Origin of the sequence: Acidithiobacillus albertensis, assembly GCF_001931655.1 — a bacterium.
In the GTDB taxonomy this organism is placed as follows: Bacteria; Pseudomonadota; Gammaproteobacteria; order Acidithiobacillales; family Acidithiobacillaceae; genus Acidithiobacillus; species Acidithiobacillus thiooxidans.
Genome location: NZ_MOAD01000001.1, coordinates 1,324,699 through 1,349,137 on the forward strand (window position 1 = coordinate 1,324,699; position 24,439 = coordinate 1,349,137).

28 protein-coding genes and 1 tRNA gene are annotated in these 24,439 nt (G+C 47.8%); 24 read left to right on the top strand and 5 right to left on the bottom strand.

Features of this window, described 5'->3' with window-relative positions; genetic code table 11:
* Positions 1-37: 37 nt before the first annotated feature.
* From BLW97_RS19990 to BLW97_RS20405, 4 genes are all read left to right on the top strand, one after another.
* Positions 38-592 carry a c-type cytochrome gene (locus tag BLW97_RS19990; protein WP_010642850.1) on the top strand — a complete coding sequence of 185 codons (555 nt, stop codon included), beginning with the start codon at positions 38-40 and terminating at the stop codon, positions 590-592.
* A gap of 58 nt (positions 593-650) precedes the next feature.
* On the top strand, positions 651-1,862 hold the full coding sequence (locus BLW97_RS06825; protein WP_235180042.1) for an MFS transporter: 1,212 nt from the start codon (positions 651-653) through the stop codon (positions 1,860-1,862).
* A 24-nt stretch (positions 1,863-1,886) separates the two neighbouring features.
* Positions 1,887-3,413, top strand: a complete 1,527-nt coding sequence (gene dacB / locus BLW97_RS06830; RefSeq protein WP_075322740.1) for a D-alanyl-D-alanine carboxypeptidase/D-alanyl-D-alanine endopeptidase — start codon at positions 1,887-1,889, stop codon at positions 3,411-3,413.
* Between the two features lie 94 nt (positions 3,414-3,507).
* Positions 3,508-3,777 carry a DUF3293 domain-containing protein gene (locus BLW97_RS20405; RefSeq protein ID WP_077273104.1) on the top strand — a complete coding sequence of 90 codons (270 nt, stop codon included), beginning with the start codon at positions 3,508-3,510 and terminating at the stop codon, positions 3,775-3,777.
* On the opposite strand, the gene BLW97_RS06840 is transcribed toward BLW97_RS20405, so the two are convergent.
* Entirely contained in the window at positions 3,691-4,152 is a 462-nt protein-coding gene (locus BLW97_RS06840) for a helix-turn-helix domain-containing protein (protein WP_075322741.1), read from the bottom strand. The genes BLW97_RS20405 and BLW97_RS06840 overlap by 87 nt on opposite strands.
* 186 nt (positions 4,153-4,338) lie before the next feature.
* On the opposite strand from BLW97_RS06840, the gene BLW97_RS06845 reads away from it, so the two are divergent.
* The 12 genes from BLW97_RS06845 to BLW97_RS06895 all read left to right on the top strand — a co-directional run bounded on the left by BLW97_RS06845 (position 4,339) and on the right by BLW97_RS06895 (position 12,234).
* Complete coding sequence (locus tag BLW97_RS06845; RefSeq protein ID WP_075322742.1) at positions 4,339-4,611, top strand: hypothetical protein; 273 nt, start codon at positions 4,339-4,341, stop codon at positions 4,609-4,611.
* Positions 4,612-4,818: 207 nt separating this feature from the next.
* Positions 4,819-5,046, top strand: coding sequence for a hypothetical protein (locus BLW97_RS19030; protein WP_075322743.1), 228 nt, complete (start codon positions 4,819-4,821; stop codon positions 5,044-5,046).
* Complete coding sequence (locus BLW97_RS19395) at positions 5,043-5,219, top strand: hypothetical protein (RefSeq protein ID WP_158025138.1); 177 nt, start codon at positions 5,043-5,045, stop codon at positions 5,217-5,219. The genes BLW97_RS19030 and BLW97_RS19395 overlap by 4 nt, the downstream gene beginning before the upstream one ends.
* Entirely contained in the window at positions 5,212-6,477 is a 1,266-nt protein-coding gene (locus BLW97_RS06855; protein ID WP_075322744.1) for a phage/plasmid replication domain-containing protein, read from the top strand. Before BLW97_RS19395 ends, BLW97_RS06855 begins: the two co-directional genes overlap by 8 nt.
* Before the next feature lie 149 nt (positions 6,478-6,626).
* Positions 6,627-6,917 (top strand): hypothetical protein, encoded by a 291-nt coding sequence (locus tag BLW97_RS06860; RefSeq protein WP_075322745.1) that lies wholly within the window; start codon positions 6,627-6,629, stop codon positions 6,915-6,917.
* A 325-nt stretch (positions 6,918-7,242) separates the two neighbouring features.
* Positions 7,243-7,488, top strand: a complete 246-nt coding sequence (locus BLW97_RS19035; RefSeq protein ID WP_143214861.1) for a hypothetical protein — start codon at positions 7,243-7,245, stop codon at positions 7,486-7,488.
* Between the two features lie 48 nt (positions 7,489-7,536).
* Positions 7,537-7,833 carry a hypothetical protein gene (locus tag BLW97_RS06870; protein WP_077218283.1) on the top strand — a complete coding sequence of 99 codons (297 nt, stop codon included), beginning with the start codon at positions 7,537-7,539 and terminating at the stop codon, positions 7,831-7,833.
* A gap of 95 nt (positions 7,834-7,928) precedes the next feature.
* Positions 7,929-9,242 (top strand): virulence factor TspB C-terminal domain-related protein, encoded by a 1,314-nt coding sequence (locus tag BLW97_RS19400; protein ID WP_158025140.1) that lies wholly within the window; start codon positions 7,929-7,931, stop codon positions 9,240-9,242.
* Positions 9,243-9,251: 9 nt separating this feature from the next.
* The gene (locus tag BLW97_RS06880; protein WP_075322747.1) at positions 9,252-9,563 is read left to right on the top strand and encodes a hypothetical protein; all 312 of its coding nucleotides are present in this window, start codon (positions 9,252-9,254) and stop codon (positions 9,561-9,563) included.
* Positions 9,564-9,569: 6 nt separating this feature from the next.
* On the top strand, positions 9,570-10,763 hold the full coding sequence (locus BLW97_RS06885) for a zonular occludens toxin domain-containing protein (RefSeq protein WP_075322748.1): 1,194 nt from the start codon (positions 9,570-9,572) through the stop codon (positions 10,761-10,763).
* 5 nt (positions 10,764-10,768) lie between these two features.
* A complete protein-coding gene (locus BLW97_RS06890) occupies positions 10,769-10,972 on the top strand; it encodes a hypothetical protein (protein ID WP_075322749.1) in 204 nt (67 codons plus the stop codon).
* A 266-nt stretch (positions 10,973-11,238) separates the two neighbouring features.
* Positions 11,239-12,234 carry a glycosyltransferase family protein gene (locus BLW97_RS06895; protein WP_075322750.1) on the top strand — a complete coding sequence of 332 codons (996 nt, stop codon included), beginning with the start codon at positions 11,239-11,241 and terminating at the stop codon, positions 12,232-12,234.
* 249 nt (positions 12,235-12,483) lie between these two features.
* Here the strand turns inward: BLW97_RS06895 and BLW97_RS19765 are convergent, their stop codons facing one another.
* Positions 12,484-12,627 (bottom strand): hypothetical protein, encoded by a 144-nt coding sequence (locus BLW97_RS19765; RefSeq protein ID WP_207650567.1) that lies wholly within the window; start codon positions 12,625-12,627, stop codon positions 12,484-12,486.
* A 499-nt stretch (positions 12,628-13,126) separates the two neighbouring features.
* Positions 13,127-13,534, bottom strand: coding sequence for a hypothetical protein (locus BLW97_RS06905; protein WP_075322752.1), 408 nt, complete (start codon positions 13,532-13,534; stop codon positions 13,127-13,129).
* Positions 13,535-13,701: 167 nt separating this feature from the next.
* Here BLW97_RS06905 and BLW97_RS06910 point away from each other — a divergent pair, with 167 nt between their 5' ends.
* The 7 genes from BLW97_RS06910 (at position 13,702) to BLW97_RS19040 (ending at position 21,954) form a co-directional block, all read left to right on the top strand.
* Positions 13,702-13,962 carry a hypothetical protein gene (locus BLW97_RS06910; protein WP_075322753.1) on the top strand — a complete coding sequence of 87 codons (261 nt, stop codon included), beginning with the start codon at positions 13,702-13,704 and terminating at the stop codon, positions 13,960-13,962.
* A gap of 185 nt (positions 13,963-14,147) precedes the next feature.
* The gene (locus BLW97_RS06915; protein WP_341465659.1) at positions 14,148-15,875 is read left to right on the top strand and encodes an autotransporter assembly complex protein TamA; all 1,728 of its coding nucleotides are present in this window, start codon (positions 14,148-14,150) and stop codon (positions 15,873-15,875) included.
* Positions 15,875-19,426 carry a translocation/assembly module TamB domain-containing protein gene (locus BLW97_RS06920; protein ID WP_075322754.1) on the top strand — a complete coding sequence of 1,184 codons (3,552 nt, stop codon included), beginning with the start codon at positions 15,875-15,877 and terminating at the stop codon, positions 19,424-19,426. Before BLW97_RS06915 ends, BLW97_RS06920 begins: the two co-directional genes overlap by 1 nt.
* Before the next feature lie 20 nt (positions 19,427-19,446).
* On the top strand, positions 19,447-20,538 hold the full coding sequence (locus BLW97_RS06925; protein ID WP_075323602.1) for an NAD(P)/FAD-dependent oxidoreductase: 1,092 nt from the start codon (positions 19,447-19,449) through the stop codon (positions 20,536-20,538).
* Positions 20,539-20,607: 69 nt separating this feature from the next.
* Positions 20,608-21,033, top strand: coding sequence for a Fur family transcriptional regulator (locus BLW97_RS06930; RefSeq protein WP_010639029.1), 426 nt, complete (start codon positions 20,608-20,610; stop codon positions 21,031-21,033).
* A gap of 55 nt (positions 21,034-21,088) precedes the next feature.
* Positions 21,089-21,164, top strand: a tRNA-Lys gene (locus BLW97_RS06935).
* A gap of 571 nt (positions 21,165-21,735) precedes the next feature.
* The gene (locus tag BLW97_RS19040; RefSeq protein WP_010639027.1) at positions 21,736-21,954 is read left to right on the top strand and encodes a phage integrase; all 219 of its coding nucleotides are present in this window, start codon (positions 21,736-21,738) and stop codon (positions 21,952-21,954) included.
* 63 nt (positions 21,955-22,017) lie between these two features.
* Here BLW97_RS19040 and BLW97_RS06945 read toward each other — a convergent pair whose 3' ends face one another.
* Together BLW97_RS06945 and BLW97_RS06950 are read right to left on the bottom strand one after the other, a co-directional pair.
* On the bottom strand, positions 22,018-22,272 hold the full coding sequence (locus BLW97_RS06945) for a hypothetical protein (protein ID WP_075322756.1): 255 nt from the start codon (positions 22,270-22,272) through the stop codon (positions 22,018-22,020).
* 147 nt (positions 22,273-22,419) lie between these two features.
* The gene (locus BLW97_RS06950) at positions 22,420-22,689 is read right to left on the bottom strand and encodes a hypothetical protein (protein ID WP_075322757.1); all 270 of its coding nucleotides are present in this window, start codon (positions 22,687-22,689) and stop codon (positions 22,420-22,422) included.
* A gap of 712 nt (positions 22,690-23,401) precedes the next feature.
* On the opposite strand from BLW97_RS06950, the gene BLW97_RS06955 reads away from it, so the two are divergent.
* Positions 23,402-24,400: a LysR family transcriptional regulator gene (locus BLW97_RS06955; protein WP_075322758.1), complete on the top strand. Its 999-nt coding sequence runs from the start codon at positions 23,402-23,404 to the stop codon at positions 24,398-24,400.
* Positions 24,401-24,439: the final 39 nt, after the last annotated feature.

The window sequence follows — 24,439 nt, forward strand, 5'->3', positions numbered from 1 at the left end:
GGGTAGTCCATAACCAGAAAATGGAGGAGGCGTATTTATGATGAACGTACGTAATATCAACCCAGTCATGCGTCTTCTGGTACTTGCCAGCGTGGTAACTCTCGCTGCTGCCTGTGCCAAGAAGGAAGAGTCCACCACCGCGCCCAGTGATAGCTCTGCTACCAGTTCGGCCATGAGTAGTGACCAGGGTTCTGGATCTACCCAAAGTGATGACAGCACTGGATCTACCACCTCGCCATCCAGTTTTGATGTGCAGGGAGGGAGCGGGCACTTTGTGAAAGTGGCTGCATCAGCGGCTACTATGAATACGGATCAGATGGCTAAAGCAAAATCCTTGGCAGAAGCCAAGGGCTGTTTTGCCTGTCATCAGGTGGAAGCCAAGGTTGTTGGGCCGGCTTTTGCTTGGGTTGCCTATAAATACAAGGGTAATCCCAAGGCGGTTGACACCCTGAGTCATGCCATTGAACACGGTGTATCGGGTGTATGGGGTGGAATGCCGATGCCAGCACAAAGCGTGACACCGGCTCAGGCTAAAGAGTTGGCTGCCTGGGTACTGGCGCAAAAGCCTATTGCTCCGCCGAAATCAGCCTGACATTTTTCAGGCCCGTTAAAACCCCCGCCCAGCGGGGGTTTTTTATATGGAAAATGCTGTGGCTATAAAATTTAAAAAACTATCCTGGATTGCCAGTACTTACTATGCCGAAGGACTGCCCTATTCTTTGGTGCAACAGGTTTCTGTGCAGTTTTTTACTTATGCTGGTGCCAGTCTTCAGGTTATTGGCTTGCTCTCATTTTTTGGACTGCCCTGGAATCTGAAACTATTCTGGAGTCCGGTCATTGATTTATTCGGGAATAAAAAACGCTGGCTGGTAGTCATGGAGTTGATTTTAGGGGCTGTAGCCGCCTTGCTGATATGGCCCGCACAGCATCTTAATCTGGATCTGGCCGCAAAAATTTTTATTCTGATGGCTTTTATGTCAGCAACACATGATATGTCCGTCGATGGTTATTATATTCAGACCCTTGATACGGCTGATCAGGCAGGTTTTTCCGGGCTTAGGGTGGCCGCTTATCGGGTGGCGATGCTCGTAGGAAATGGCGCACTCGTCATTTTAGCGGGATGGATATCATGGACAGTCTGTTTTTTGACTGCTGCATTCATGATGTGGGGACTGGCTGCTTTTCATAAATGGATACTGCCAGAGCCGCCTCCCGCCAATACGCAACATCAAGGTCATCGTTGGGCAGCAGTACGTGAAGCTTTTCAAACCTATTTGGCGCAGCCTGGCATTGTTTGGGCTTTGGCCTTCATTCTCTTGTTTAGAGCCGGGGATGCCATGATGTTCGCCATGGTTACCCCTTTCCTGAACCATCTGGGTTACGGATTAATTGCGCGCGGAATTCTCACTGGCAGTGTCGGTACGGTGACTGGTATTGGAGGGGCATTACTGGGTGGTCTCATTATTTCGCGTTGGGGTTTAAAAAGGGCCCTTTTTCCGCTTACCTTAATTCAGTCTCTGGCCATACCAGCCTATGCCTGGCTGGCCTGGGCAGATCCATCTATCTGGTGGGTGGGCGTCACCATTGCCTTTGAACAAGGTTCAGCCGGATTGGGTACGGCTGTACTTATGGTTTTTTTAATGCAACGCTGTCAGGAAAATTATCAAGCCACCCATTTTGCCATCGGTTCGGCTTTGATGTCTGTGGCGGCCACCGTAGTAGGAGGTTTTAGTGGTTTTCTTGCAGCAAAAGTTGGATTCGTCGAATTTTTTCTTTTGGCATTTGTGGCCGCGATCCCCAGCCTTTTACTGGCAATAGGGATGCCGGACAAGCTCTATCAGGACAAGAAATCCCCAATATAAAATAATCAAAAAGGAGCGTTAGACATGTTGCTTAATGGGTTGAAGGAAAAAACATCAGACTGGTTGTTAGACATGATTAGTTTAGGTTTATTTTTGGGGATGCTGGGACTGTGCGGAGTCAGTCAGGCGGAAACTAATGGAAATAATGAGTCCAGCGCCAATGGCGAGCATTGGAGTATTGCACTGCGCAGCATTCATGATGCCCACCTTTTGCTGAATCAGGAAGCTACGCATAGTCAATTGCCTGCATCGACGGCCAAGTTGTTGACCACAGCCTATATTTTGCAGGTATTAGGGGCGGAGGCCAGACAACATACTCTGGTTTTAGGAACAGTTGAATCGACCGGCACAGTAATTGGACCACTGATTGTGCTGGGTGATGGAGATCCTGACATTTCCAGTCGTCATTTTCCGTTTGTCAAAAAAACCGAGCGCGGTGATCCTATGCTGCCGATGCGGAGCATCGCCAAAAGTCTCTACGCACGGGGCGTTCGTTATGCTCCCGACGGTATGGTCGTGGATGCTGGAAAGTTTCCAGAAGATCACCATATACCAGGTTGGACAGCAGATGATCAGCGTTTCTGGTTTGGAGCACCGGTCAGCGCATTGATGTTCAACGACGCCATGGTCAGTGTTGAGCTGCTTCCCGCACGCCGGGCGGGTAGACTCGCCACCGTAAAAATTACGCCTGATCCACTGAATGTCATCATTAACAAGGTGCAAACCGTTGGTCAACACGGAGAAGAACGACCTGTCCAGCTCATTCAATCCGGAAACCAATATCAGCTTATTGGTAGCGTACGTGCCAACACTGGAAATTTTTCTGCATTGTTGGCTCAACCCGATCCACCTTATTTTGCAGCTTTAGCCCTGCGGCAAGCTGCAGAAGAGGAGGGGATAGTGGTTGGACCGACAATCAGCGTTGATCGTCGCCCAAGGTCTCCAGGTGCTTGGCGTAGCAGATATCCAGGCACTACGGTTCTTGCCGAAAGAGTGTCACCATCTCTTGCAGAAGAGATAACAGTAGCCAACAAAGTCAGTGAAAATACGCATGTAGAGGTTTTACTGAGAGATGCGGATTTGCGTCGAGGAGGTGATGGCAGTCGTGCCTCTGCCATGCAGGGATTACATAACTGGTTACTACAATCAGGCATACTGAACAATGGGTCTTCTCAACTCGTGGATGGTTCCGGTTTATCGCGGCTAGATCGCCTTAGTGCCAAAGAGTTAGTGTCAGCATTGGCGTATTCTTATCAGCAATCCTGGGGCAAGATCTGGCGTGATTCTTTGCCCGTTGCGGCAGTAGATGGCACCTTAAGGCATCGTTTTCTTGATCTGCCAAAAGGCACCATAAGAGCCAAGACAGGAACTTTACGCAATGCAATCACGCTCGCCGGATTACTCCGCAATAAGTCAGGGGAAGCTTATGTCTTTGCGATTATGGTCGATCATTTCCAGGGCACGGACGCTGAGGCCAGAGCCCGGGTGGACCAAGTCGTGCGGGACATCATTCTGGGGAAAAGCCAATTATCGCCTTCAAGAGACTCATAAACTCGCCGCAGATGCTTTGGATTCGGTCTACCGAAACAGTCATTATCTGATTCCCGGTCAGCTTAACCTCCATATCGGTGGCCCGGCTTATGGAGTGCGTGCCGCAATTATTACGGCCTGGAATCCCCAGTCAGAGCCATTGAGTCCATGGCAAAACAGAATAAGACAACGTCGTTTGGTCAGGTTGTTGGATGCAAACGGCTATCGATTTTTACGATCCTGTTGCGGTGTTGATGCGTGGTGGGAGGAAAGTCTGATGGTGTTTACTATGAATGAGTCAGCGGCAGTCAAGCTTGCTCGTCAATTTGGACAAAAGGCTTTTGTCTATCTGGATGGAAGACGTGTATGGCTGGTGTATGTTTGATATTTTGGTTCGCATAATGTTTATTGTGGGGAACGAAAAATTTGGATTGTCTGCGTGTGATTTCGGGGCTGGTAGCAGTAAGATCGCGCCTAATCCCAGAACCGCGCTTTTGGATAATACTGCAGCATTGATACGCGCCCACACTGCCCGCGCTTCCGGGCCTGCCTTTCGCTCGTGCTTCTCAATGAGCACCTCTGCCGGGTCCACTCCGGCCAGCTTGGCGAGTTTGATATAGGTTTCGTCGGACAGTTCGCCCTTTCCGCTGGCTAGTAAGCTGAGGCTGCTTTGGTTCATTCCTATCTTTTTGGCTAGTTCTGTCATGCTCTTCGCGCCGCTATGTTCTTGCGCTTTTTCTATCAGTTCCCTGTTTTCCATAGCTCACCTCCAGATTCTTTTTTTTAGATTAGTCGCCTACTGATCTATTGACAATCATTCATTGGTATGTTTCCCTATTTGTTATTGATCATCGTCAATTGATGATCAGTAGATTTTCCTGTTGCGGTCCTAGGTCGCCCCTGGGTTTGGAGCCTTCCCCGGCTCCCCTTTTTAGGAGATAGACAAATGATTATAAAGAATAAACCGTTTCATATTCTGTCTGCGCAGTGTGTCCAATGCGCTTTCTACTTCCCTGCTGCCGTGCTGGGTTGTGCCGTCCTGCCGTTCGGTGTCTGTGATGCTGGCCATGTTCGCCGCTGGCCGTGCTTTCTTCATTTGGAGGCTTACAAGTCTCGTCTGTCTGGTTACCTGGTCCGTAACTGGTTGGACCTCGAGTTCTACAGAATGATGGATGCGTATGTGGATGACTCCCTTATGGTGGCTGGGGGTGTCTGGTGATTCCCATCCTTTCGACTCCAGACCAACGTTTTGTGTTCCGCGTCCTGTGCGTTTTCTATTTTGTCCTCGTTTGTTTTTGGCTTTTCTCTCATCGTCGCTTGCGGGGTAGGGCAGGGGGTGTTTTATGACGCCCTACCATTTCGCGGCCATTGTTGGTGGTGCCTTTTTCGCTGTGCTTATTTGGATATTTTGGGGGGAGGGGGATTTATGACTACTCCCTATTGGCATATCCAGGATTCCCCCCACTCCTCACCAGGCCGCGCCCCGTTGCGTTGTGGTAATTGCCTGCATCTTCGGCATGTCATCGGTTCTTTTGGCCAATGTACTGCCGTTTTGGCGCGCTATTCCATCGGTTCTGTCCATGTCCCTCGTCCGGTGATGGTCAGTTATTACTGCCATGCGCATGAGTATCGCCCGTTTGGGGGTGGCCTGTGATTCCCTCATTTTCTTCTAACGCTGAGATTGAATCTCTGTCTGTTGCCCTTATGTGGGCGGTTTTTATCGGTGCATTTGCCGCGTTGCTGACCTATGACGCATTGGCCGCGCTGTTGTCCATGCTTATCCGTCTTGTTGATCGTCTTGCCGGTCGGGGTAATCCCCATGATTGATACCCTCCGCCTTACGATTCTCGCTGATTATTTTACGTCTGATGCTCTTCGCTGGATGCAAATTCAGATGAACAAACTGGTGCAAACGGACTTCACTGGTGATGTTCAAAAGTGGTCGCTTTGCACTGGTTTGAATATGCCGAGTTGGGCCGATGGCTTTTCGTTGGTTGTCGGCTCCCGCGTCACGTTGGAGGCCTCGCCCAAGGTTTACCAGGGCCACAACGTGGACGGTCCCTGCACCCTGCGCGAAGCGGCCTCGCGCCTGGTGGATTTTGTCTTCGGTGTGGTGCTTCGTCTCGATTGTTGGCCTGCCGCTGGCAAGTGGTATGTTGCCCGCCTGGACATTACCCATAGCTATGATTTCGGTACCCGTCCCGCTCTTGAGAGCTGGTTTGATACCGTCGCCGGTGTCCAGCGTGGCCAGCGTCGCGCTTCTGTCGATGTTCGCGCTGATGATGAGCAAATGGCGATTCATGCCGCCCCGTCTGGTCGCACCCTCTATCAAGGTCTAGGTAGTCGCTACAAGGTCGGCAAGATTTACTGCAAAGGTGCCGACCTTAAGGCCCATCCCCCCAAGTGTTTAAGTATGGATCCGCAAACGCTTGAAGCGTTGGTCGAAGATTTCCAGCCCATCGCCCGTTTTGAGTGTCAGGCTCGTGCCTCTTGGTTGTCCCGGCAAGCGGTCCGGCTTGGCCTGCTCCCTGAGTTCTTTGCCGCCGATCAAATGGGCCTGCTCGCTGACAATGCGGCCTTGTACCTTCATCGTTTAGGCTTTACGCCACTTTCTAGCACCCGTTCTAAAACCCCCATCGTTTATTTTCCCGTCGATTACCTAGCCGATCTGCTCAATATCCGTTCCGTCTGGGAGTCCGAATTCTCCCACTTATTTGCTCGTGAGGTTGCCATGGCTGATGACACTTTGATCAAGGAACTCCTTTCCCTCGCTAAAACCCCCGGTGCTGCTCGTGCGGCTTTTCAGTTTTACAACTCCGTACGTCAGTGCGGCTTCTCTGCCGCCCGTCAGAGCGTCGGTAAAACTCAGTTCTATGCCCATCGTCGTTTGCTGGGCCGTGCGGGGGTCTCTGACGCCATGTTGCAGGATGGTGCCGCCCTGGTACGTCAGGCCCCCTCCGCGTTCAACGTGATCGAATTTAAGCCCCCTCGTGAGCGTCTTGACCTCGTAGAGCGTGCGCATACGCTCGCGCTGCCGTCTGTGATTGAGCGGCTGCATCAAGAGGTGTTTCGCCGGGCAGGCTGACGGGGTAGGGGAAAGGGGAGCTACTAACAGCGCTCCCTTTTCCGGTACGCCGAACTAGCACTTGTAGGGTACTGATTTTGAGCTTGTTTTTTTCGGGCAATTTATTTTGCCAATAGCGGTTTTATAACCTTTTTTCAGGAGATTTTGCCATGCCTAAAGCGTTTGCCCATTTTTATCCCGTTGAATCCTTCGAGTTTACCGATAAGTCTACTGCCCAAATCAAGAAGCTTTTCAAACAGCCCTATGACCTTGAGCAAGGCCCAGGCGTTCGTGTCCTCCAGACCAGTGTTATGCGTCGTAATGAAGCACTGGCCGTCCAGCCCGGTGACTATGAGGTTGAATATTACCTTGAAGTCGACCGTAAGGGTTCTTTACAGATTAATCTGATTAACACCCGCATGGTGAAGTCAGATCATAAACCCCAAGCCGTGAATAGTTAGTCGGTCCTGTCATGTTTGCCCCTCTTCGTGCTCTTTGTCATTCCTTGCTGGATCGTGTGTCCGGTCGGTGTGGTTTTTATGCTGACCCGTCTTTCGATGCCTCCTGGACTGTTGATGGTTCTCCGTCTTCTTGTCCTGGTACGGATGAGGGTGCTTTTCCTACCTCCGGTGGTTCTGCTCTTCCTGGTTGGTCTTTGTCTTCATCTGATGATGCTTATTCTGATGTTGAATCTGAAGGGCAGGGCGATGGCACTGAGGACGATTATGAGCAGGCTCATTACTATGATCATTGATTATCTTTCCACTTTGTTTTTAGGGGTTTTATATGGACGGTGACGGTGATGGTGATTCAGGTGCGCTTGTTCTTAATGTGTGCACTAATGTTTCCGCTGTAACGTCTTCTACTACCTCTGTAACTACCTATAGCTGTAGTTCATCTGCATGGGTGCCGGTTTATGGTATCGGTGGCATTACTGAGAGTCAGTTTGATATTGCTGCACCTGCCATTATTACCGTTTTGATGTTGGCTGCTTTATATCGTTTTGTGGTCCGGTTCTTCATGAATCGGTGACAAGCTGGCCGGGCAGTCCCCCGGGTTTTGATAGATGAGAGGTGATTTATGGATGATGTTAAAGAAGTTGCTGTTATGACCCGTTCTTCTGCCCGTGAACGTGCCCTCGGTTTGATTGCTGAGTATGCGTCCCCCCGTCGCGTTGCCGCTGCTGTTGCCATCGGCTCGCTGGTTTCTGCTGCCACTGCTTTTGCTTCTGGTGGTGCCGGTACTGCTGCAACTGCTGCCGCTGCCAGTTTTACCTCTAGTGGTGACACTGCCATTGGTGCCATTGGTGTAGCATTGATCAGCCTGGCTGGTCTTGCTGTGGTTTATAAGTGGGCCAAGGGTATGTTCTTCGGTTAATAGGGGCGGAGGGGTAGGGGGGAAAAGACGAAGTCTCCCCCTACCCCTTTTTTCTTTCTTTCTTTTTTTTTTATTTCGGGGGCTTTGGTGGACATATGGACTTTTTACCTCGTAACTTTATTGCTGGCGCTGTTTTTGGTTCTCTCTGTTTAATTTCTTTACCTGCCTTTGCTGTTCTCGACACCCCTAATTATTCTTGGCGTTTGGGTCAATCTGGTAATGTCTATAAGGTGTATGATCCTCAGGGTCCTCATCTTTCTGGCAATGTTAATCCCGGTTCTTCTTTTGCTGAAAATTCTGCCGGTAATGGTGTTATTGAGTCTGTTTCTCCCGGTCCTTTGACTATTGATGGTGCTACTGGTGAAATTCTTGACGGTGTTGGTCTTTCCCGTGGTTTGTCTCTTGGTGATTTGATTGATGGTGCTAAGGCTTTAATGGTTCCTGATAATCCTTATGGTGCTGCTTTTTTGGCTTTGTCTTTGGTCGGTTCGCTTGCACTTGATGCTTTTGACTCTGCTTCTGCCTCTGTTTCTGCTGCTCCCGGTTATGAATATCTTGAAAACGGTGGTTCTGCTCGTTTTTGTTCTATGTCTGCTGCCTTGTCTTATTTCCAGAGTGTTTACCCTTCTTCTAGTTGTTCTTTAAGTGGTAATTCTGTTTCTTGTGATTCTGGTACTGATGTTTACGTTTTTACCCTTTCTTCTTATCCTGCTTCTACTTGTACTGGTACTGCTACCCCTTCTAATACTCCTTCTTCTTCTGAAACTCCTTCTCAGGCCATCCAGTGGGCTCAAGCTAACCCCTCATCTTTTGCTACTAATGTTGCCCCTACTTTAAGTGCTTCTCCTGCTGATCAAATTTCTTTGGCTAATGATCTTGCTAATGGTAATGCTCCTTTATCTACTCCTGTTCCTTATTCTTATAATCTTCCTTCTAATCCTACTACTGTGACTGGTTCCCCTTCGACTACTTCTTCAACTAATCCGTCTACAGGTCAAACTACGACTACTACATCAACCCCTTCCTATAAGTTTTCTACACCTACTCCACCGCAAGAGGTTCAAGTACTTAAAACCACTAATATTGTTACTCAGACTTGTACTTCTGCCGGTTCTTGTACCACTACTAATAATACTACTGATACTGCTGCCACCCCCCCTCAATTGGGTTCTTTTATTCCTCCGCCTCTTTCTGCTGCTACTACTTCTTCTGTTGCTCCTACTCCTTTTGCATTGAATTTAGCTATGCCTACTCAGTCTTTTTCTGTTTGTCCTGATCCCCTTTCTTATACCGCTTTCGGTACTGCTTTTACTATCCCTTTAACTCCTTTGTGTACCTTGGCTACTGATGTCCGTCCTTATGTTGAGTCTTTGGGTGCTGTTGGTGCTGGTATTGTCATTTTCCGTTAGGGAGTTTTTATGGGTGCTATTATTAGTGCTTTCGCCGAGTGGTTAGGCCCTTTTCTTTTATCTGCTTTTGGTTATCTCATCGCCTCTATTGGTCCTGCTGTTTTGGCCTCTTTAACCGTTGGTATTGGTGTTTATACTGGTTTTTCTGCTATTCAGTCTGATTTGTCATCTGTCATTATTGGTTATCATTCTTTGCCTGCTGATATGTTGGCTATTGCTCAGTTGTTAGGTGCTACTTTTGTTATTAAATTATATCTTGCTGCTTTTTCTGTTCGCGTTACTATCATGGCTGCTCGTACTTTCTTCTTTAATGCTAAGTGAGGTTTTATGTTAGGTCTTTATACTGGTGCTCCCGGTGCTGGCAAAACGCTTAAAATGTTAAATGATCATCTTGCTCATTCTGATGGTTCTCGTCTTATTTATGTTTATGGTGTCGAAGGTCTTGTTCCTTCTGATAAATGGCTTCCTTTGGATGACCCCAAAGATTGGGCTAAGTGTCCTTATGGTTCTCTTATTCTTGTTGATGAAGCTCAAGCCGTTTTCCGTCCTCGTCGTCCTGGTGATCCTATTCCTGATTACGTTTCTGCTGCTGAAACTCATCGCCATCTTGGCCTTGATCTTTTTATGACTACTCAATATCCCATGTTGATTGATGCTCATCTTCGTCGTCTCGTTTCTGATCATCAACATTTGGTTAATGTTTGGGGCCTCAAAGGCCGTTCTTCTGTTTTTGAATGGGATGAAGCTCAAGATGATCCTAAGGACCCTCGCGCTCGTAAGTTGTCTCGTAAGTTTATGTTTAAGTATCCTAAGGATGTTTATGATTTGTATCGCTCTGCTCAAGTCCATACTAAAAAGCCCCGTGTCCCTAAATGGTTCAAGTTTGGTATTCCTGCCATTGGTTTATTGATTGGTGGTGCTGGTTTTTATACTTACTATGCTATCTCTCACTTTGCTTCTAATAGTTCTAAACCCATGAAGCAATTTTTAGCTGCACATCATTCTTTGGCCTCTTCTGTAGCTTCTGGCCCTTTTGCTTTGACTTCTGCTGCTGCTCATGCTGTTTCTCCCGGTCATCATCCTGCTACCCCTTATTTTCATCGTCCTTTGTCTCACTTTGATGCTTATTCTTTGCATGTTCGCAATAAACAAGCTACTAAATTATCTGATATTTCTAATAAATATCGCGTTGTCGGTGATATTGTTGTTGGTGGTGTTCGTAATTGGATTATCACTTCTAAGGGTGGCAATGTGCATACCGTCCCTGCTATTCGCTGTTCTAACTTTGAGGGCTTGGAGGTCTGCCGCTGGGGTGGTGGTTATGTTGCCCAGCGCCCTGTTGATGTTCAGCCTTCCTCCGGTTCTTTTCGCTCTCCCGCCTTGCATTCTTCCTCTGCATCGTCACAATTTTCTGGTGGTCTTTCTTACCAGCATTCTGTTTCTTCTGTCCTTCCTTCTGTATCGCCTGTTCATCATCACTCCATCCTCTTACCTGCTCATCGTTTGCCGATTGGGGGTTGATTGCCATGATGACGCTTTGGCTCGGTCATCTGGTGGTTTCTGCCGTGGTGCGTGGCGTCGCTTATGCTGCGGCTTTTCGGGTATTTCGTGACTTGTCACCTACTAATGCGGTTGGCCTTGCTGTCTTGGTCATCGGTGGCGTTTTCCTGATCATGTTTGTGCTGGGCTTGCTCCGGCGCTTGCTCTTTGGAGGTATGCGGCGATGGTGAAGCTTTCTGTCCTTTTGTTGGTCTTGGCGCTTTCCGGTTGTGCTGGATCGGGCGCTCCCTCCGAGGCGTTATGGCAACATCTTGATCATCAGACTGATCAGGGTCCCGGCGATCATTGGATACGTACACATGACACAATGCGGCATATGCGCTGTTTTCCTTTCTATTGCGCCAATGACTGACCGCGTCCTTGTTTTATACTGGCATGATTATTGACAGGCACGCTAATTGCTCTATAAAAATCGTGCCATATATGAGGGTTTCTCATGACTTCTTTACCTTTTGTTTTGGCCCATCCTTCGGATCGTTATGGTTGTGGTAATTATCGGGTCCGTTGGCCTTTGGATGTGTTGCAGCGTTCCGGCTTGGTTCAAGGCGTTGAGTCCATGTATTTCCTGGACAGTCCGACCTTGGCTGATCTTAATCCTGATGTGGTGGTTTTCCAGCGGCTTATTGAAGAGGTTCAAATTTCACGATTAAAGGCTATGCGGAATGAAACAGAGGCATTCTTCGTTTATGAATTGGATGACCTGATAACGGATATGCCTAGTGATAATAAATATGCGTCCCTTTTCCATCGTGATGTTGGGGACCGGCTCAAGCGCGCCATTGGTCACTGTGACAGATTAGTCGTATCTACTCCCAAGCTCGCCGAGGCCTACGGGGAGTACGCCCCTAACGTGATGGTCTGCACAAATGCCTTGCCTAATGTCCCCTGGGCGTCCTTGTCTGGCCGTCGTCGTCACGGTGACAAGTTGCGTATTGGCTGGGCTGGTTCCACGGGCCACCTGGGCGATCTCAAGATTCTGTATCCTGTGGTTAAGGCTACCGCGCACTTGGTCGATTGGGTTTTTCTCGCTGCGCTCCCTAACGTGCTCCGGCGCTATGCCGCTGAGGCGCATCAGCTGGTTCCTATCGCAGACTATCCTGCCAAGCTCGCCAGTCTTGACCTCGATCTTGCGGTCGCTCCGCTTGAGGTCCACCCCTACAATGACGCCAAGTCCAACTTGCGCTTGTTGGAGTTGGGCGCTATGGGTTATCCGGTGATCTGCTCTGCTGGTGTCGGTGCCTTTGACTATGACTTGCCGGTCACCCGGGTAGAAAATCGTTTTGATGCGTGGATTGATGCCATTGTTGCAGCCGTCGCTGATCGTGATGCACTGGCCACGCAGGGTGATGCACTGCGCCAGGCTATTCACGATCATTGGTTGATGGATGGTCGCGCCTTGGCGTGGGCCTCCGCCTGGGGCCTTTCGCGCTAAAACCCCTGCCGTCTTGTGGTTATAGTGAATAGTATTCATTGGCACGACTCTTGCTATTATTAAGCATATACTGTGCCAAGTGAATATAATTCATGCCTTGTACCTTCCGCCCCTATCAACTATCTATAAGGCCTGCAAACTGGGGAGGGTAGGGAATATGCTGGTTTTTCCGTTTATGTCAGGTTTTCCGCGGTGGCTTTATTTGGTGCTCTTCTTGGCCTTTTTTGTCGCCGCCTTCCTGTTTAAACGTTATCTTCGGTATTCTTTGCGGAATGGTCCGCGCTGGGGGAAGTCGCCAGTGCTGCGGGTGAAGTCTTCGCCTCGTTCTTCGCCTGTTACGCCCAGACCTCGGCCACGGCCTGCGCCTCCTGCGCCTCCTTCGCGTCCTGCCACTGTGACGGCTCCGCCGGTTCCGCGCTTTGATTATTGCCGCCGTTATCCTGATCTTTTGGCGCTGTGTGGTGGCGACGTAGTGCGTGCTGATCGTTTGGTGGATTTAGAGTCCAGGAGTTCGGGTTCTGCCGCGCCTGATGTTTGGGTTAATCTGGCAATTTCGCGGTTTACTGTTCGCTGACCCTATTTTGCGACATGTCGCGGAATTGGTGTTACGCGGTAACGGCGTTCTTCCGGGCTTGCCCGGCCACTCCCTCCAACCAACCCCTGTCCCTTGGCAAACCCTACCGAGAGGGAAGGGCGGAAAGCGTGGTTATCGCGTGCTCTAATGGGGGGAACGGTGGCCGAGTCGATGAAAGCCCGCCCCGCTGGTGAATGTGTTCAGTCGATGGCCGGGCGTAACAGCCTCTTTTCAGGTTGTGATCTGGTTTTGTGTGAGCTGCGCTTTTTACTATATGTTGTGGTCCTGCCCGCTGGCCAGGTTACTACATCTTGTGTTTCAGGATTTGAGCCATAGTCGGATGGTTTCGGGTGATTTGCCCATGATTCGCGCTATGTCTCGGGTTGATACGTGGGTTTCTGCCAGGTGTTTTGCTTCCTTGATGGCGGATTGCCTACGGTCGCGGTTCTCTCGTGATTTTTCCTTGCGGATTATATTGTTCGCGGTGAAATAGCTGCACTTGCAGAGTTTTGCGGTCGCGCTGATGTTGTTTGTGCTTTTGAAGGTTTGGATGATTTTTGCTTGCAGGTCTTGCCAGTGGGTTGATTTTTGCGGCGCCTCTGCGGCTTTTTGTTCTAGGTAGGCTTTCCATTGGTTCTGGCCGTGGACTTCGTTCCAAGGGATTTCAAGGATGATCTGCAGGACGTTACCGAACTGTTTGACTCGTATGCTTTGACTTCGCTCCATGCGTCTTGATGCTCTTGGCTAACATAGGGCACCTTGTAGATAGTCGAATATGTTGTTAAGCCAATATATGACGCTGCGCATAATAGTTATTATGTTAAATTATGAAATGAACTTCAAACGGGGATCATGGTCACACAAAGTAACAGATTAATTTCAGAGGGAGCGCGATGACACACTACTCTTTTTCCGGCAATCGGGCACCTTGGTGGGTGCGTTTGCTGACCGTCATGGTCGGTATGGTCTTATTGATTGGTTTGTTTTTTTTCGCCATTTTCGCATTTATTGCGGTGGCGATCTTAGGTGCAAGCGGCATGATTTTCCTCTGGTGGCAAAAACGGAAAATGCGCAAAAGCACCAATCAGGACATTGTGGTCACCCAGTATCGGGAAATCCACCAAAATACCTCTCCTTTCGATAGAGAGAAATAGTTTCCTTCAGAGCTTGTTCGCGCTCCCCTGCATTTGCCGAAAATCATGTTAGAATCATTAAGATCGACAAGGTAAGTTCAGCACATAGAGATGCAGGGGGGCTTCTGAAAAAAACAAATTCAAGAACAAAGCGTTATTCAAAAGCTAAAAGTCGTGCCTCGTCAAGATCCAGGGGGGCAATTGTCTTGTTGCTGGGATTTTTTTCGTTCCCGGCTCTGGCGGACGTGGTTCATTTTGGCTTTGAGGATGTTCCTACTTCCATGGCAGAAAAGCTGAACAAAGCCTTACCCCCCGTGACCATTGACGACAAGGCGGACCGCCTTGAAGAAACAGAAATGTCTGCCAACCTTCGGCTCAAAGATGCATTACAGGCCTATGGATACTACGACGCAACATGGAAAATCAGTAAAAAAATTATCAGTCCAAAAAATTATCTGTTGCAATTTTCAATTTCACTGGGTAAGCCAATTATTGTTCGTAAAATTGACCTCCAAAAATCCGGAACAGGCAGTAATACCCCATCCATAATCCATCTTTACAAGGCTTTTCCAATAAAAGATGGGGCTGTGCTTAATCAAGTCGATTATGAAGAGTGGAAAGGTAAAGCACTGGAAGCGTTAAATAGACAAGGCTACGCCAAGGCAGAATATACTCGCCATGAAATATTAATCGATAAAAAAGAATTTTGGTCGGATATTTATTTATGGTTAAATACCGGACCTCGTTTTCGTTTTGGTTCTATCACTGTCCATGGTGCAGAGCATTATCCTCGATGGTTTGTTGAGCGTTATGTTTCTTTTAAAGAAGGAGACTGGTACGCACCGGCAGCCTTGGCGGTTACCCAAAGTAATTTGCGTAACGCGGATCGTTTTTCAGATATCTCGGTTCAGGGCGAGTTGAATGCAGAAAAAAACAATCTCGTTCCTGTCAGCATTAATTTGAAAAGTATGCCAGCACAACATATTAAGGTTGGTGCTGGTTATAGTACAGATATTGGCCCTAATGCAGCATTGATTTATGATAATTACAATGCTTTTGATGAAGCTCAGCATGTGCGCGTCTCTATTTTGGCGGCGCAGCTTAACCGAAACGTCAGCATACTTTATAAGTGGCCTATCGGAAAAAATATAGGATCCGAATATATTGCACAAGCCAGTTATCAGAATCAAACGCTCACTGCTTACGATAGTAATGAGATGCTGGCAAGTGTTGGGCGACAGTGGTCATTGCGCGATGATAATAGCCGCAATAAAACCACCTCCCTGGAAGCTCTGGTTAATTTTGAGCAAGCTAACTATACGGTCGCAGATGAAGTGAATAACAGTTTTTATATTTACCCTTCCCTACAATATACGATCCAGGATTTCCGCAATATATTACGGCCTATATCCGGTTACTCGCTGACGGCTCGCGCCGAGGGCGCCAGTAAAGTATGGGGGAGCACCGCTAATTTTGTAAGATTCAGTGCCCGTGGCAGCTGGAATGTACGAATTAATCGGCAATGGGTCATAGGTACAAGAGCCAAAGTGGGTGCGATGTGGTTGAATGGCCCCATTAGTGATTTACCGCCCAACTTGCGTTTTTTTGCAGGTGGACAAAACAGTCTTCCTGGTTACGCCTTTCAGTCACAGGGTCCGGTAGATAGCGATGGAGCAGTGGAAGGTGGCAGATTACTGGCTGTCGCTGGCTTCAATATTCAACGCTTTGTCAGCAAAAATTGGGCAGTTGTTGCTTTTTATGATGCGGGTAATGCTTTTAACAGCTTCTCGAATGTGCACGTACTTCAGGATGTAGGAATTGGGTTCCGCTGGTATTCTCCAGTCGGGCCTATTCGTTTTGATTTGGCACATCCTTTAGTGAATCCTAAGGCTCCGGCTGTACGAATTGCTTTTTCAGTGGGATTTAGCCTGTGATGCGCTTCAGAAACCTGGCTATTTTGATTTTTATCTGTACTTTAGGGATTATTTTTTCTGGACTATTTTGGTTATTGAATACCAACAACGGTGCACACTGGGCATTGGCCCAAGTTCCACATTTAAGTGCAAAAAAAATCAGTGGAACTTTAATGGATGGTTTAAGAATATCAGAGTTGAACTGGTCCAGTAGATCTTCCCGCTTTACTGCTCAGAACTTACAATGGGTATTGCATCCTAGTCATTTATTATGGGGAGAGCTTGACGTTGTAGACCTTAAAATTATTAATGGTCAACTATATTTACCAAAATCTTCCTCAAAACCAAGTAACCTGAATCTTGCTTGGCCAGCTGTACCGCTGTGGTCACGATTCATCGCAATACATGTTGGGCCAACTACTATTGAAAAATTACAGGTGTGGCAAGGACAGAAAAATGCGTTTAGATTAAGGAGTGGCACTCTTAAAAATATCTCATGGAATCATGGGAATATCCATATTAACGAACTTTTATCAGATCTTTCCACTGGCCAGTTGAAATTTTCTGCGCAAGTCCAAATGGAAAAACGCAGCCTCACCACCACGGGGGACTGGATTGAGTCCTCTCCTGCGCATACTAGCCTCCGTTGGAGTGCGGCGTGGCATGGTTTAAGCACCAATACATTTGGTGGGCCAATTAAGCTACTATTTAATCAGAAAAATTCACTGAGTAGTATCAGCAGCCTGATTCGGATAGCTCCGCACCAAATTTTATTGAATTCTATGGAGTTAAAAAATCCATCTCTCAGTACAACCACCACCGGATTCTGGAAAATAGACCTTCCAGAGAATAGCGCTGGTGACTTCTCCATATATGGAAACCAGAGCAACATCGCTGTCAAAGACATACCGAAGTCTGTAACGGCCGGCCCTTTATCATTTAAATTGCACCTGCATGGGAATTTTAATCATTATATTGGTGCATTTGCGATGAATGGATCGCCAAGTTTTGGTGGCATTCAAGGGAATATTGAAGGAAGCAGTACCGGCCTACAATATGATTATACGGGAAATATGCTCGGTGCCAAACTGCTACCTGCAAAGTTAAAAATAGATTGGCAACCGTTGATAAATGTACAGGGTGAATTGCGGCTTAGAGGTTTACAAAATCAACGTATTTTTTCTACTGTTCCCGGCCAGTTGTCCTGTAATATGATCATAAATGCTGCGCAAGCAGCAAAAAACATCAATGGGCGTATCCAATTGCAGGTGTTACCCAGTCAAATATATAAAACCAATCTGGTGGGTAATGCTGATCTGAAATTCTCTGGAAATCAGTGGGATTTGCAAGAGGCGAATATTCGTGGGTCAGGGTTAACCGTCACTGCTTCTGGTAACTTGCAGAAACATCTGTCATTTTCTTTGAATGTTGACAATTGGCAAATGTTGACTCCTGATGCCCGTGGTTCAACAAGTGCTCATGGCTGGATTGCGCAGGCCAATCAGAACTGGGTGGGTAGTATAAAAGCACATGCCCATAAAGTGCTCTATGCAGGCATTGCAATCCGAAAACTTGATGCCCAGGCCTCTCTTCTTACTAACAATAAGCTGCTAGCCAATCTGCATATCGAAGGCGCAGAATACAAACAGTATCTGATCAACCTGCAATCACAAGCTCATGGTACTCTGGCGCACTTTGGAATGGACGTTAAAGCACAATCAGCGGGTAATCAATTTACTCTGGATAGTTTAGTCCAACATTCTCATTCAACCTGGAATCTCTTATTAAATCAAAGCCATTTTCAAAGCAAGCGCCTCGGATTTTGGCAACTGGAGCATCCCTCGACATTATCCTGGAATTCCGGTGTCATTCGAATCACTCCACTCGTATTCAATGATTCTCATGGATCAAAGATCGGCGCTCAAGGGTTTTATAACCCGGCGCAAAACCTGGCCAGTTTAAATTTGAATATTTCATCTCTTCCGCTTGATATTAAACAAAAAAATAATGATATATCTCTTGATGGATATTTAAATACCCATTTACAGGCACAATGTCATGGTGTTTGTCATGCTGAGGGTAATTGGAATTTTGAGAAAACCCAGTTGCATTGGTTATCTGATAACGTATCTCAATCCATTGATTTGCAGAAGTTCAGCGGCCAGGTGCGTTGGCAACCCAAAAATCTAAACTTAACGTCATATCTGGAATTGCCAAAAAATTGGGGCTCTGCGCAAATACACCTGCATAGTCCAGTTACCCTCGCCCTGCCCTGGCGTTGGAATGAGCAAGCAGCAATTCAAGCGACTGTTCAGGCAAAACTGGGGGCTCCTCTTTTTGCGGCTTTGCCTATCGGAGCCCTGAAAATGCGAGCCCAAGGTAGTGGTAATATAGAAGGAGATATCACCGGAACCTGGGCAGATCCCAAATGGCACGGCACTGCTGAGTTACAAGGTCTTGGTTTGTATGTTCCTCAAGCCGGGCTCGATTTACAAGATGTCGGGGCCAAACTGCTAGGCAATGGTCAAGAGCTGCAAATCAGTGACATGCACGCAACTTCGGGAACAGGTCATATTTCAGGAAACGGTACCATCTACCTGCGACCCGAAACACATTTTGCCCTACACATAGCTGGCCATGCATTTACGGCTTTGAATCTTCCTCAAGTACAGGCGGCTGTCAGTCCCGATCTTCATATTGATGGCACCTTACAAAAAATAAATATTGGGGGTGCCATTCATACGAATCGCCTGCGTATTCTCGGCACAGATTTTAACGGACCAAAACCGTCCAGTGATGTTGTTTTTGTTAAAAATATCAAGAAAAATAATGCAGGTCCTGCTCTAAGTGTGAATTTGCAGGTCACTCTGGGTAACGATGCCAAAGTCTTCATTAGTGGCTTACGTGCCGATTTGGTTGGGGCCCTGGATGTCAGGATGCAGGATGGACATAGTCCTGCTGTAAAAGGAATATTGCGTATGGTCAATGGTCATTATGATATTTATGGCCATAGCCTTGATTTTGAAAGAGGCTCAATCAACTTTCATGGGGCCGCCAGTCAGGCTAATCTCGATGTACTCGCAGTACGCACCATCAAAAACTCTGACAGCTTTGCCGTGGATAATACGCCGGTAAAAGCTGGTGTTCAGGTAACGGGGACTTTGCAGGTACCACAAGTGAATCTCTATTCCAATCCATCCATGTCTCAGGCCGATATTTTGTCTTATCTACTTCTCGGCACGCCTTCAAGTGGTCTGGGTAATCAGGATGAATTACTTTCGGCTGCGGCAGGCACTCTCTTTTCTGCCAGTCGTGCAGCGCTTTTCGGAAATAGTCTGAGTAATAGTGGTATTGATGTTGGCGTAACCTCTAATGGTCAACAAGGTTTGTCTGGAGCCATGGTTACCTTGGGCCATTATTTGACGCCAGATTTATATCTGAGCGTAGGCCAATCGGTGATGGGAAACGGAACGGTTGCCAGATTGCGTTATCGAGTTAGTAAGCATATAGAATTACAAACTGAAAATGGCACCCAGAATGGTGCAAACATATTTTATCGGATAGATTTTTAACTCACCATGGAGCCTTTTTGGTGCTGAAAAAACGAGAAAGCATCGTCCTGATCGGGGCTGGAGTCATTGGCATGCTTGTCGCCGTTCGGCTTGCTGAGGAAGGTTTTGCCATAACCATTGTGGATCAGGGACAAATTGGCAGGGAGGCATCCTGGGCTGGCGGTGGCATTCTCAGTCCTCTTTATCCTTGGCATTATCCCCCGGAACTTCTTCGACTGTCGTTTTATAGTATGTCACTTCAACGTGCTCTTTCTTCGGAGTTAGCTTCTCTCACCAATATTGATCCGCAGTGGGCCTTGTCCGGGTTACGCATTATTGAGGGAGAAAATGAAGTTTTTCCAGTTGATGTCAGCCACTGGGGACAAAATTGGGGCCTGAACTGGCAAGTCTCTGGCGGCAAAGCTACAACCAAAAAAAACCTCTGGTGCCCTGAGGTGGCACAGGTTCGGAATCCTCGCTTGCTATCTGCCCTGGCTGAACGCTGTCGACAGCTTGATATCAAACTCATTGAACAAACTGAAATTACGGGCTTTAAACGCAAAAATGAACAACTACTCGGCGTGGAAAGCAATCAGGGATTTATCGCTTCAGACAAGGCTATAGTGACAGCTGGAGCATGGACCGGAAAATTACTTGAACAAATTGATATTCATCTGCAAATTTATCCGGTACGTGGCCAAATGCTGTTGCTGCAGGGGTCTCCAGGTATGCTTGATTCCATGTTGATGCAAGATAATCACTACCTGGTACAAAGACAGGATGGTCTCATTCTAGCTGGCAGCACCAGTGAGAACGTGCAATTTGACAAGTCTGTTACGCCGCTAGCACGGCAAACCTTGTGGAATTTTGCGCGTGATCAGCTTTCTGGCCTAACTAGTTCCAGCATCATCAGACAATGGTCGGGACTGCGACCCGGCAGCCCTGAGAGTGTTCCCTATATAGGCCCCCTACCCGGCTGGAACGGCCTGTATGTTGCTGCGGGTCATTTTCGTTATGGCCTCACCAATGCACCCGCAACAGCAGAAATACTTACTTGCCTGCTCACCGACAAGGCCCCTCCCATTGATGCCACCCCTTATGCTCCAGCAACACATTATCAGAAAGGGACTTGATCAGGTCTTCCCCTGGTAACTAGATAAAGCTACAATTATACCCAGTTTAGAATTATAGAGGGACCATACATGGACAATCAGGATTGGAATAAGCAGCGTGTTTTGGAAACGTTACGAGATGCAGGTGTTAATCCCACCAGCCAGCGTGTGGAGATTGGCTATGCCCTCTTCTCTTCTTGTGCCCATCTTTCTGCTGAAGAAATCATGCAGCGGGTCAACGCAGATTATCCCGTGGTCTCCAAGGCTACAGTGTACAATACATTAGGTTTATTTGCAGACCACTCCTTGGTTCGTGAAGTCATTGTAGAACCAGGTAAGGTCTTCTACGATCCCAATGTGTCCATGCACCACCACTTCTATCATGTGGATACCGGCCAATTACAGGATATTCCTGCAAGCTCCTTGCAAATCAGTAAGCTTCCTGACATACCCGCTGAAACCGAAGTGGAAAATGTCGAGGTCGTCATCCGTCTCCGTCAACGCGTGGCCCATTAGATTGATTAGCCGCCTCTTGCCTTCCTTTTCTAAATCCTTATAATGCGTTTTCCTTGGGTTGTTAGCTCAGTTGGTAGAGCAGCTGACTCTTAATCAGCGGGTCGTGGGTTCGATCCCCTCACAACCCACCAAATAAAACAAAGTCTTAGACTTTTATCTAAGCCTTTTTTCTTTGCCATATCGAATTTGCACCGTAATTGCACCACAGTCCAGTCTGGTTTAACCTCTCGTTAGATACTCATTGCGGGAGGCTATATGGCATCTATCATTCCAAGTTATGACAGAGAAGGTGAGCATATCGGCTGGTAGGTTGCTGTCCGTAAAAAGGGGTTCCCTGCTCAGTACAAAACCTTTCGGACACGGAAAGAAGCGGAAGGATGGGCCACCATCACCGAATCCGAAATGGTGCGTGGGGTTTGGAGAGACCGTAGCGAAGCGGAAAGCACCACGCTCAAGGAGTGTCTTGAGCGATACGCGCAAGACATCATACCGACGAAAAATGGCGACGGTCGCCGTGAACGAGGGTTTGCTCGACAATGGCAGGCCCGACCAATTGCTTGTCGCTTTATGGCTTCCATTGTTGGTCAAGATGTCTCGGCATCCATTAAAGAAATGGAATCCGAGGGTAAAGCGGCGAATACGATACGGCTGCACCTTGCCCTACTCTCTCATTTGTTTGAGGTTGCCCATAATGAGTGGCGCATGGCATCCCTCATCAATCCTGTTGAACTAGTGCGCAAGCCCAAATTGCCCCAAGGCCGTGACCGTCGCTTAGTGGATGACGAAGAATCCCGCCCACTATCCGCCTGTCAGTCCATCAATCCAGAGCTGGCGTCGATTGTCCGGTTTGCCTGCGGGCGTGAGTCCACCCCTGGCATGTTCCGGGCAGGCCACATACCAGTAACCGTCACGGACCAATAAGGTGCCCGGCAAACCGCAGTGCTCACAAATTCGGCGGGAGCGATTCTCATATTCTTCGACGATCTAAAACAGGGCATGTTTCTGCCGGTCTGTCAACACGCCATCATAGCCGTAATAATAACGCATTGTCCCGAATTTCTGTTTGACTTCATGGACGTGAATACGGATGCCATGCTCTTGAGCGTGGATTTCCAGCGTCTGTGACAAAGCACAAAGCAATGGATACCAGCCGTCTTCGCACCAGAAATGATTTTCCCGGTAGTGGCTGTACAGTGCGGGATAATCCCGCCGCAAGGCCTGTTCCAAGGCAATATCCATGTGTATTTTCTCCCCTTATTTCTTTAGAGCACGGGCACATTTCCCAGCGTTACGCGCTCCATTCCGGTGGACGTAGCATGGCATCGTGATTGCCCAGCACTGGATAAAACCAGGGCGCATCCAACAGATCCAATGCCGCAGCGCTGTTTATTCGGAAACCTGCACGTCATTGGGCAGACGGTCATCCTCTGCCAGATAGCAACGTCCGATATCCACCAAGCCTTCGCGCAGGCTCAGTTCGACGGGCGTTTTTGGATCACGCGCGGACATCGGGTCGAAATCTTTGTCCAGCAGATTTTGTTCAATGCCATTCCAGATGGACAGAAAAACATCTGAACGCTTATTACCAGCGGCTTCCACGTCCTGTTTGAGTTTTTCGCCAAGTGCGAGGAGTTGATCTTTGTGGGATGCGGTCATGTCAGCCTCCTTTTTGTGGAATGACAGTAGTCTGTAGCATATCAAATATATACATTCTTTTCAGATGTCCTGTACTATGGCAGCATGCGGTTTTGTTTTTTTGGTTATACAAAAAATCAGATCGAAAGCTCCCTCCTCCTTCTGTCATCAATGTCTACAACGCTGACTGCATTTGTTGCGCCATAGTCTGGTCTGGACGATGAATTTCTGCAGGGAGTGTGTGCTGATACTTTTCGGGTTGGGAGTGAAATGGTAAAAGCTTTGTGAAACTTTTAGCTGGACAGGGCCTGATTGGGCTGCTCTGCAGTTCTTCCAACCAAGGGCAGGCCCAGACTGAAAGCAGTCGTTCGTATCAGGAGGATTGCCGTACATAAAAATTTTAATCAACTGCTTGCTGATGTTTGCTCGATAGCATAGTAATATTTATTACAATATGACCGTATCAGAATCTGCCAGAGGTATTTAAACAGGTAGTTTTTTTCTTATATGGATTATATTGAGCATACGCAGAAAGGATTCTGCACGGTTTGATGCGGTTCCCGTGGAGAGTATAGCACGACTTCACTAAGCTGATCCCCTTGAAATTCTTTCTGAAAATTTTGGCTTGCGGTCTTGGAAGCCTACATTACATCAAAAAAGTCTCACAACATTCGCATTGAAAGAAGCTAATATATCAAGGTAGAATCCATCTAGGGAGCGCATAGGTTTATTTATGAATAACAAGCAAAATCAAGAAGAAAAATCGCGATCCTTTCATTCGCTTTTGCGCCATGTGACTTTTCGGCAATTGCAGATTTTTTCTACGGTTATTCGCATGAAAAGTTTTACCAAGGCAGCGGATGAGCTCTTTCTGGCACAGCCAACCATCTCCTTGCAAATGAAAAAACTAGGAGAAGCGATAGGGCTTCCTTTATTTGAATCAAGCGGAAAAGAAATTCGACCCACTGATGCCGGTCAGGATCTGTATGCAGCCTGCCGGGAGCTATTTCGTACTTTTGAAAACCTGGAAACACAACTTGCTGATCGCAAGGGAATACGTCGGGGAAAATTACGCTTGGGCGTGGTGACTACTGCCAAATATATTGCTCCGGAGCTACTGGCGGCTTTCGGTCAGCAATTTCCCGGGATCGAGTTTGCCATGACAGTCAGCAATCGCGATGAAATCATTCAACGCATCCAGAATGGGGAAGATGATCTCTATGTCATGGGACAGGTACCCGACAACGAGGTTGATGTAGAGGCTATTCCTTTTGCATTGAATCCCCTGACGGTCATGGTACCGCGAGGACACCCTCTTACCCGTCAAAAAAAACCTGTCCCACTGCACGCTGTTGCAGAAACTCCCTTTCTCATCCGGGAACCGGGATCAGGAACGCGGCATGCTTACTTGCGCCTATTTGAGGAACAAGGCTTGCGGCCCCGGATCACTATGGAGCTCAGCAGCAATGAAGCGATCAAGCATGCTGTAGCAAGCAGTCTGGGAATATCCATTCTCTCCATTCATTCACTGGCACTGGAAGGAACCAGTGGCCCCATTGAGGTCCTCGAGACGGAACAGTTTCCCATCATGCGTAAATGGTTTTTGGTCTATCCCCGAAACCGGCAACTCTCCCTAACAGCAGGAAAATTTTTGGACTTCTCTGTTTCTCAGGAACCCTTCATTACTAATCGTCTCGTGCAGTTATGGCCTGAACTGGCTCGATATCTCTAACAATTTCCGCGCGGACTTGATATATTTATAAAAGTAAAT

Excerpts from the sequence above, each read along its gene's own strand:
- BLW97_RS19990 (WP_010642850.1), top strand. The coding sequence starts at position 38 with ATGATGAACGTACGTAATATCAACCCAGTCATGCGTCTTCTGGTACTT.
- BLW97_RS06855 (WP_075322744.1), top strand. The coding sequence starts at position 5,212 with ATGATTGATACCCTCCGCCTTACGATTCTCGCTGATTATTTTACGTCT.
- dacB (WP_075322740.1), top strand. The coding sequence starts at position 1,887 with ATGTTGCTTAATGGGTTGAAGGAAAAAACATCAGACTGGTTGTTAGAC.
- BLW97_RS06910 (WP_075322753.1), top strand. The coding sequence starts at position 13,702 with ATGACACACTACTCTTTTTCCGGCAATCGGGCACCTTGGTGGGTGCGT.
- BLW97_RS19030 (WP_075322743.1), top strand. The coding sequence starts at position 4,819 with ATGACTACTCCCTATTGGCATATCCAGGATTCCCCCCACTCCTCACCA.
- BLW97_RS06885 (WP_075322748.1), top strand. The coding sequence starts at position 9,570 with ATGTTAGGTCTTTATACTGGTGCTCCCGGTGCTGGCAAAACGCTTAAA.
- BLW97_RS06920 (WP_075322754.1), top strand. The coding sequence starts at position 15,875 with ATGCGCTTCAGAAACCTGGCTATTTTGATTTTTATCTGTACTTTAGGG.
- BLW97_RS06950 (WP_075322757.1), bottom strand. The coding sequence starts at position 22,689 with ATGACCGCATCCCACAAAGATCAACTCCTCGCACTTGGCGAAAAACTC.
- BLW97_RS06905 (WP_075322752.1), bottom strand. The coding sequence starts at position 13,534 with ATGGAGCGAAGTCAAAGCATACGAGTCAAACAGTTCGGTAACGTCCTG.
- BLW97_RS06945 (WP_075322756.1), bottom strand. The coding sequence starts at position 22,272 with ATGGATATTGCCTTGGAACAGGCCTTGCGGCGGGATTATCCCGCACTG.
- BLW97_RS19035 (WP_143214861.1), top strand. The coding sequence starts at position 7,243 with ATGGACGGTGACGGTGATGGTGATTCAGGTGCGCTTGTTCTTAATGTG.
- BLW97_RS06895 (WP_075322750.1), top strand. The coding sequence starts at position 11,239 with ATGACTTCTTTACCTTTTGTTTTGGCCCATCCTTCGGATCGTTATGGT.
- BLW97_RS19400 (WP_158025140.1), top strand. The coding sequence starts at position 7,929 with ATGGACTTTTTACCTCGTAACTTTATTGCTGGCGCTGTTTTTGGTTCT.
- BLW97_RS06890 (WP_075322749.1), top strand. The coding sequence starts at position 10,769 with ATGATGACGCTTTGGCTCGGTCATCTGGTGGTTTCTGCCGTGGTGCGT.
- BLW97_RS06930 (WP_010639029.1), top strand. The coding sequence starts at position 20,608 with ATGGACAATCAGGATTGGAATAAGCAGCGTGTTTTGGAAACGTTACGA.
- BLW97_RS06870 (WP_077218283.1), top strand. The coding sequence starts at position 7,537 with ATGGATGATGTTAAAGAAGTTGCTGTTATGACCCGTTCTTCTGCCCGT.
- BLW97_RS06860 (WP_075322745.1), top strand. The coding sequence starts at position 6,627 with ATGCCTAAAGCGTTTGCCCATTTTTATCCCGTTGAATCCTTCGAGTTT.
- BLW97_RS06955 (WP_075322758.1), top strand. The coding sequence starts at position 23,402 with ATGAATAACAAGCAAAATCAAGAAGAAAAATCGCGATCCTTTCATTCG.
- BLW97_RS06880 (WP_075322747.1), top strand. The coding sequence starts at position 9,252 with ATGGGTGCTATTATTAGTGCTTTCGCCGAGTGGTTAGGCCCTTTTCTT.
- BLW97_RS19040 (WP_010639027.1), top strand. The coding sequence starts at position 21,736 with ATGGCATCCCTCATCAATCCTGTTGAACTAGTGCGCAAGCCCAAATTG.
- BLW97_RS06845 (WP_075322742.1), top strand. The coding sequence starts at position 4,339 with ATGATTATAAAGAATAAACCGTTTCATATTCTGTCTGCGCAGTGTGTC.
- BLW97_RS06840 (WP_075322741.1), bottom strand. The coding sequence starts at position 4,152 with ATGGAAAACAGGGAACTGATAGAAAAAGCGCAAGAACATAGCGGCGCG.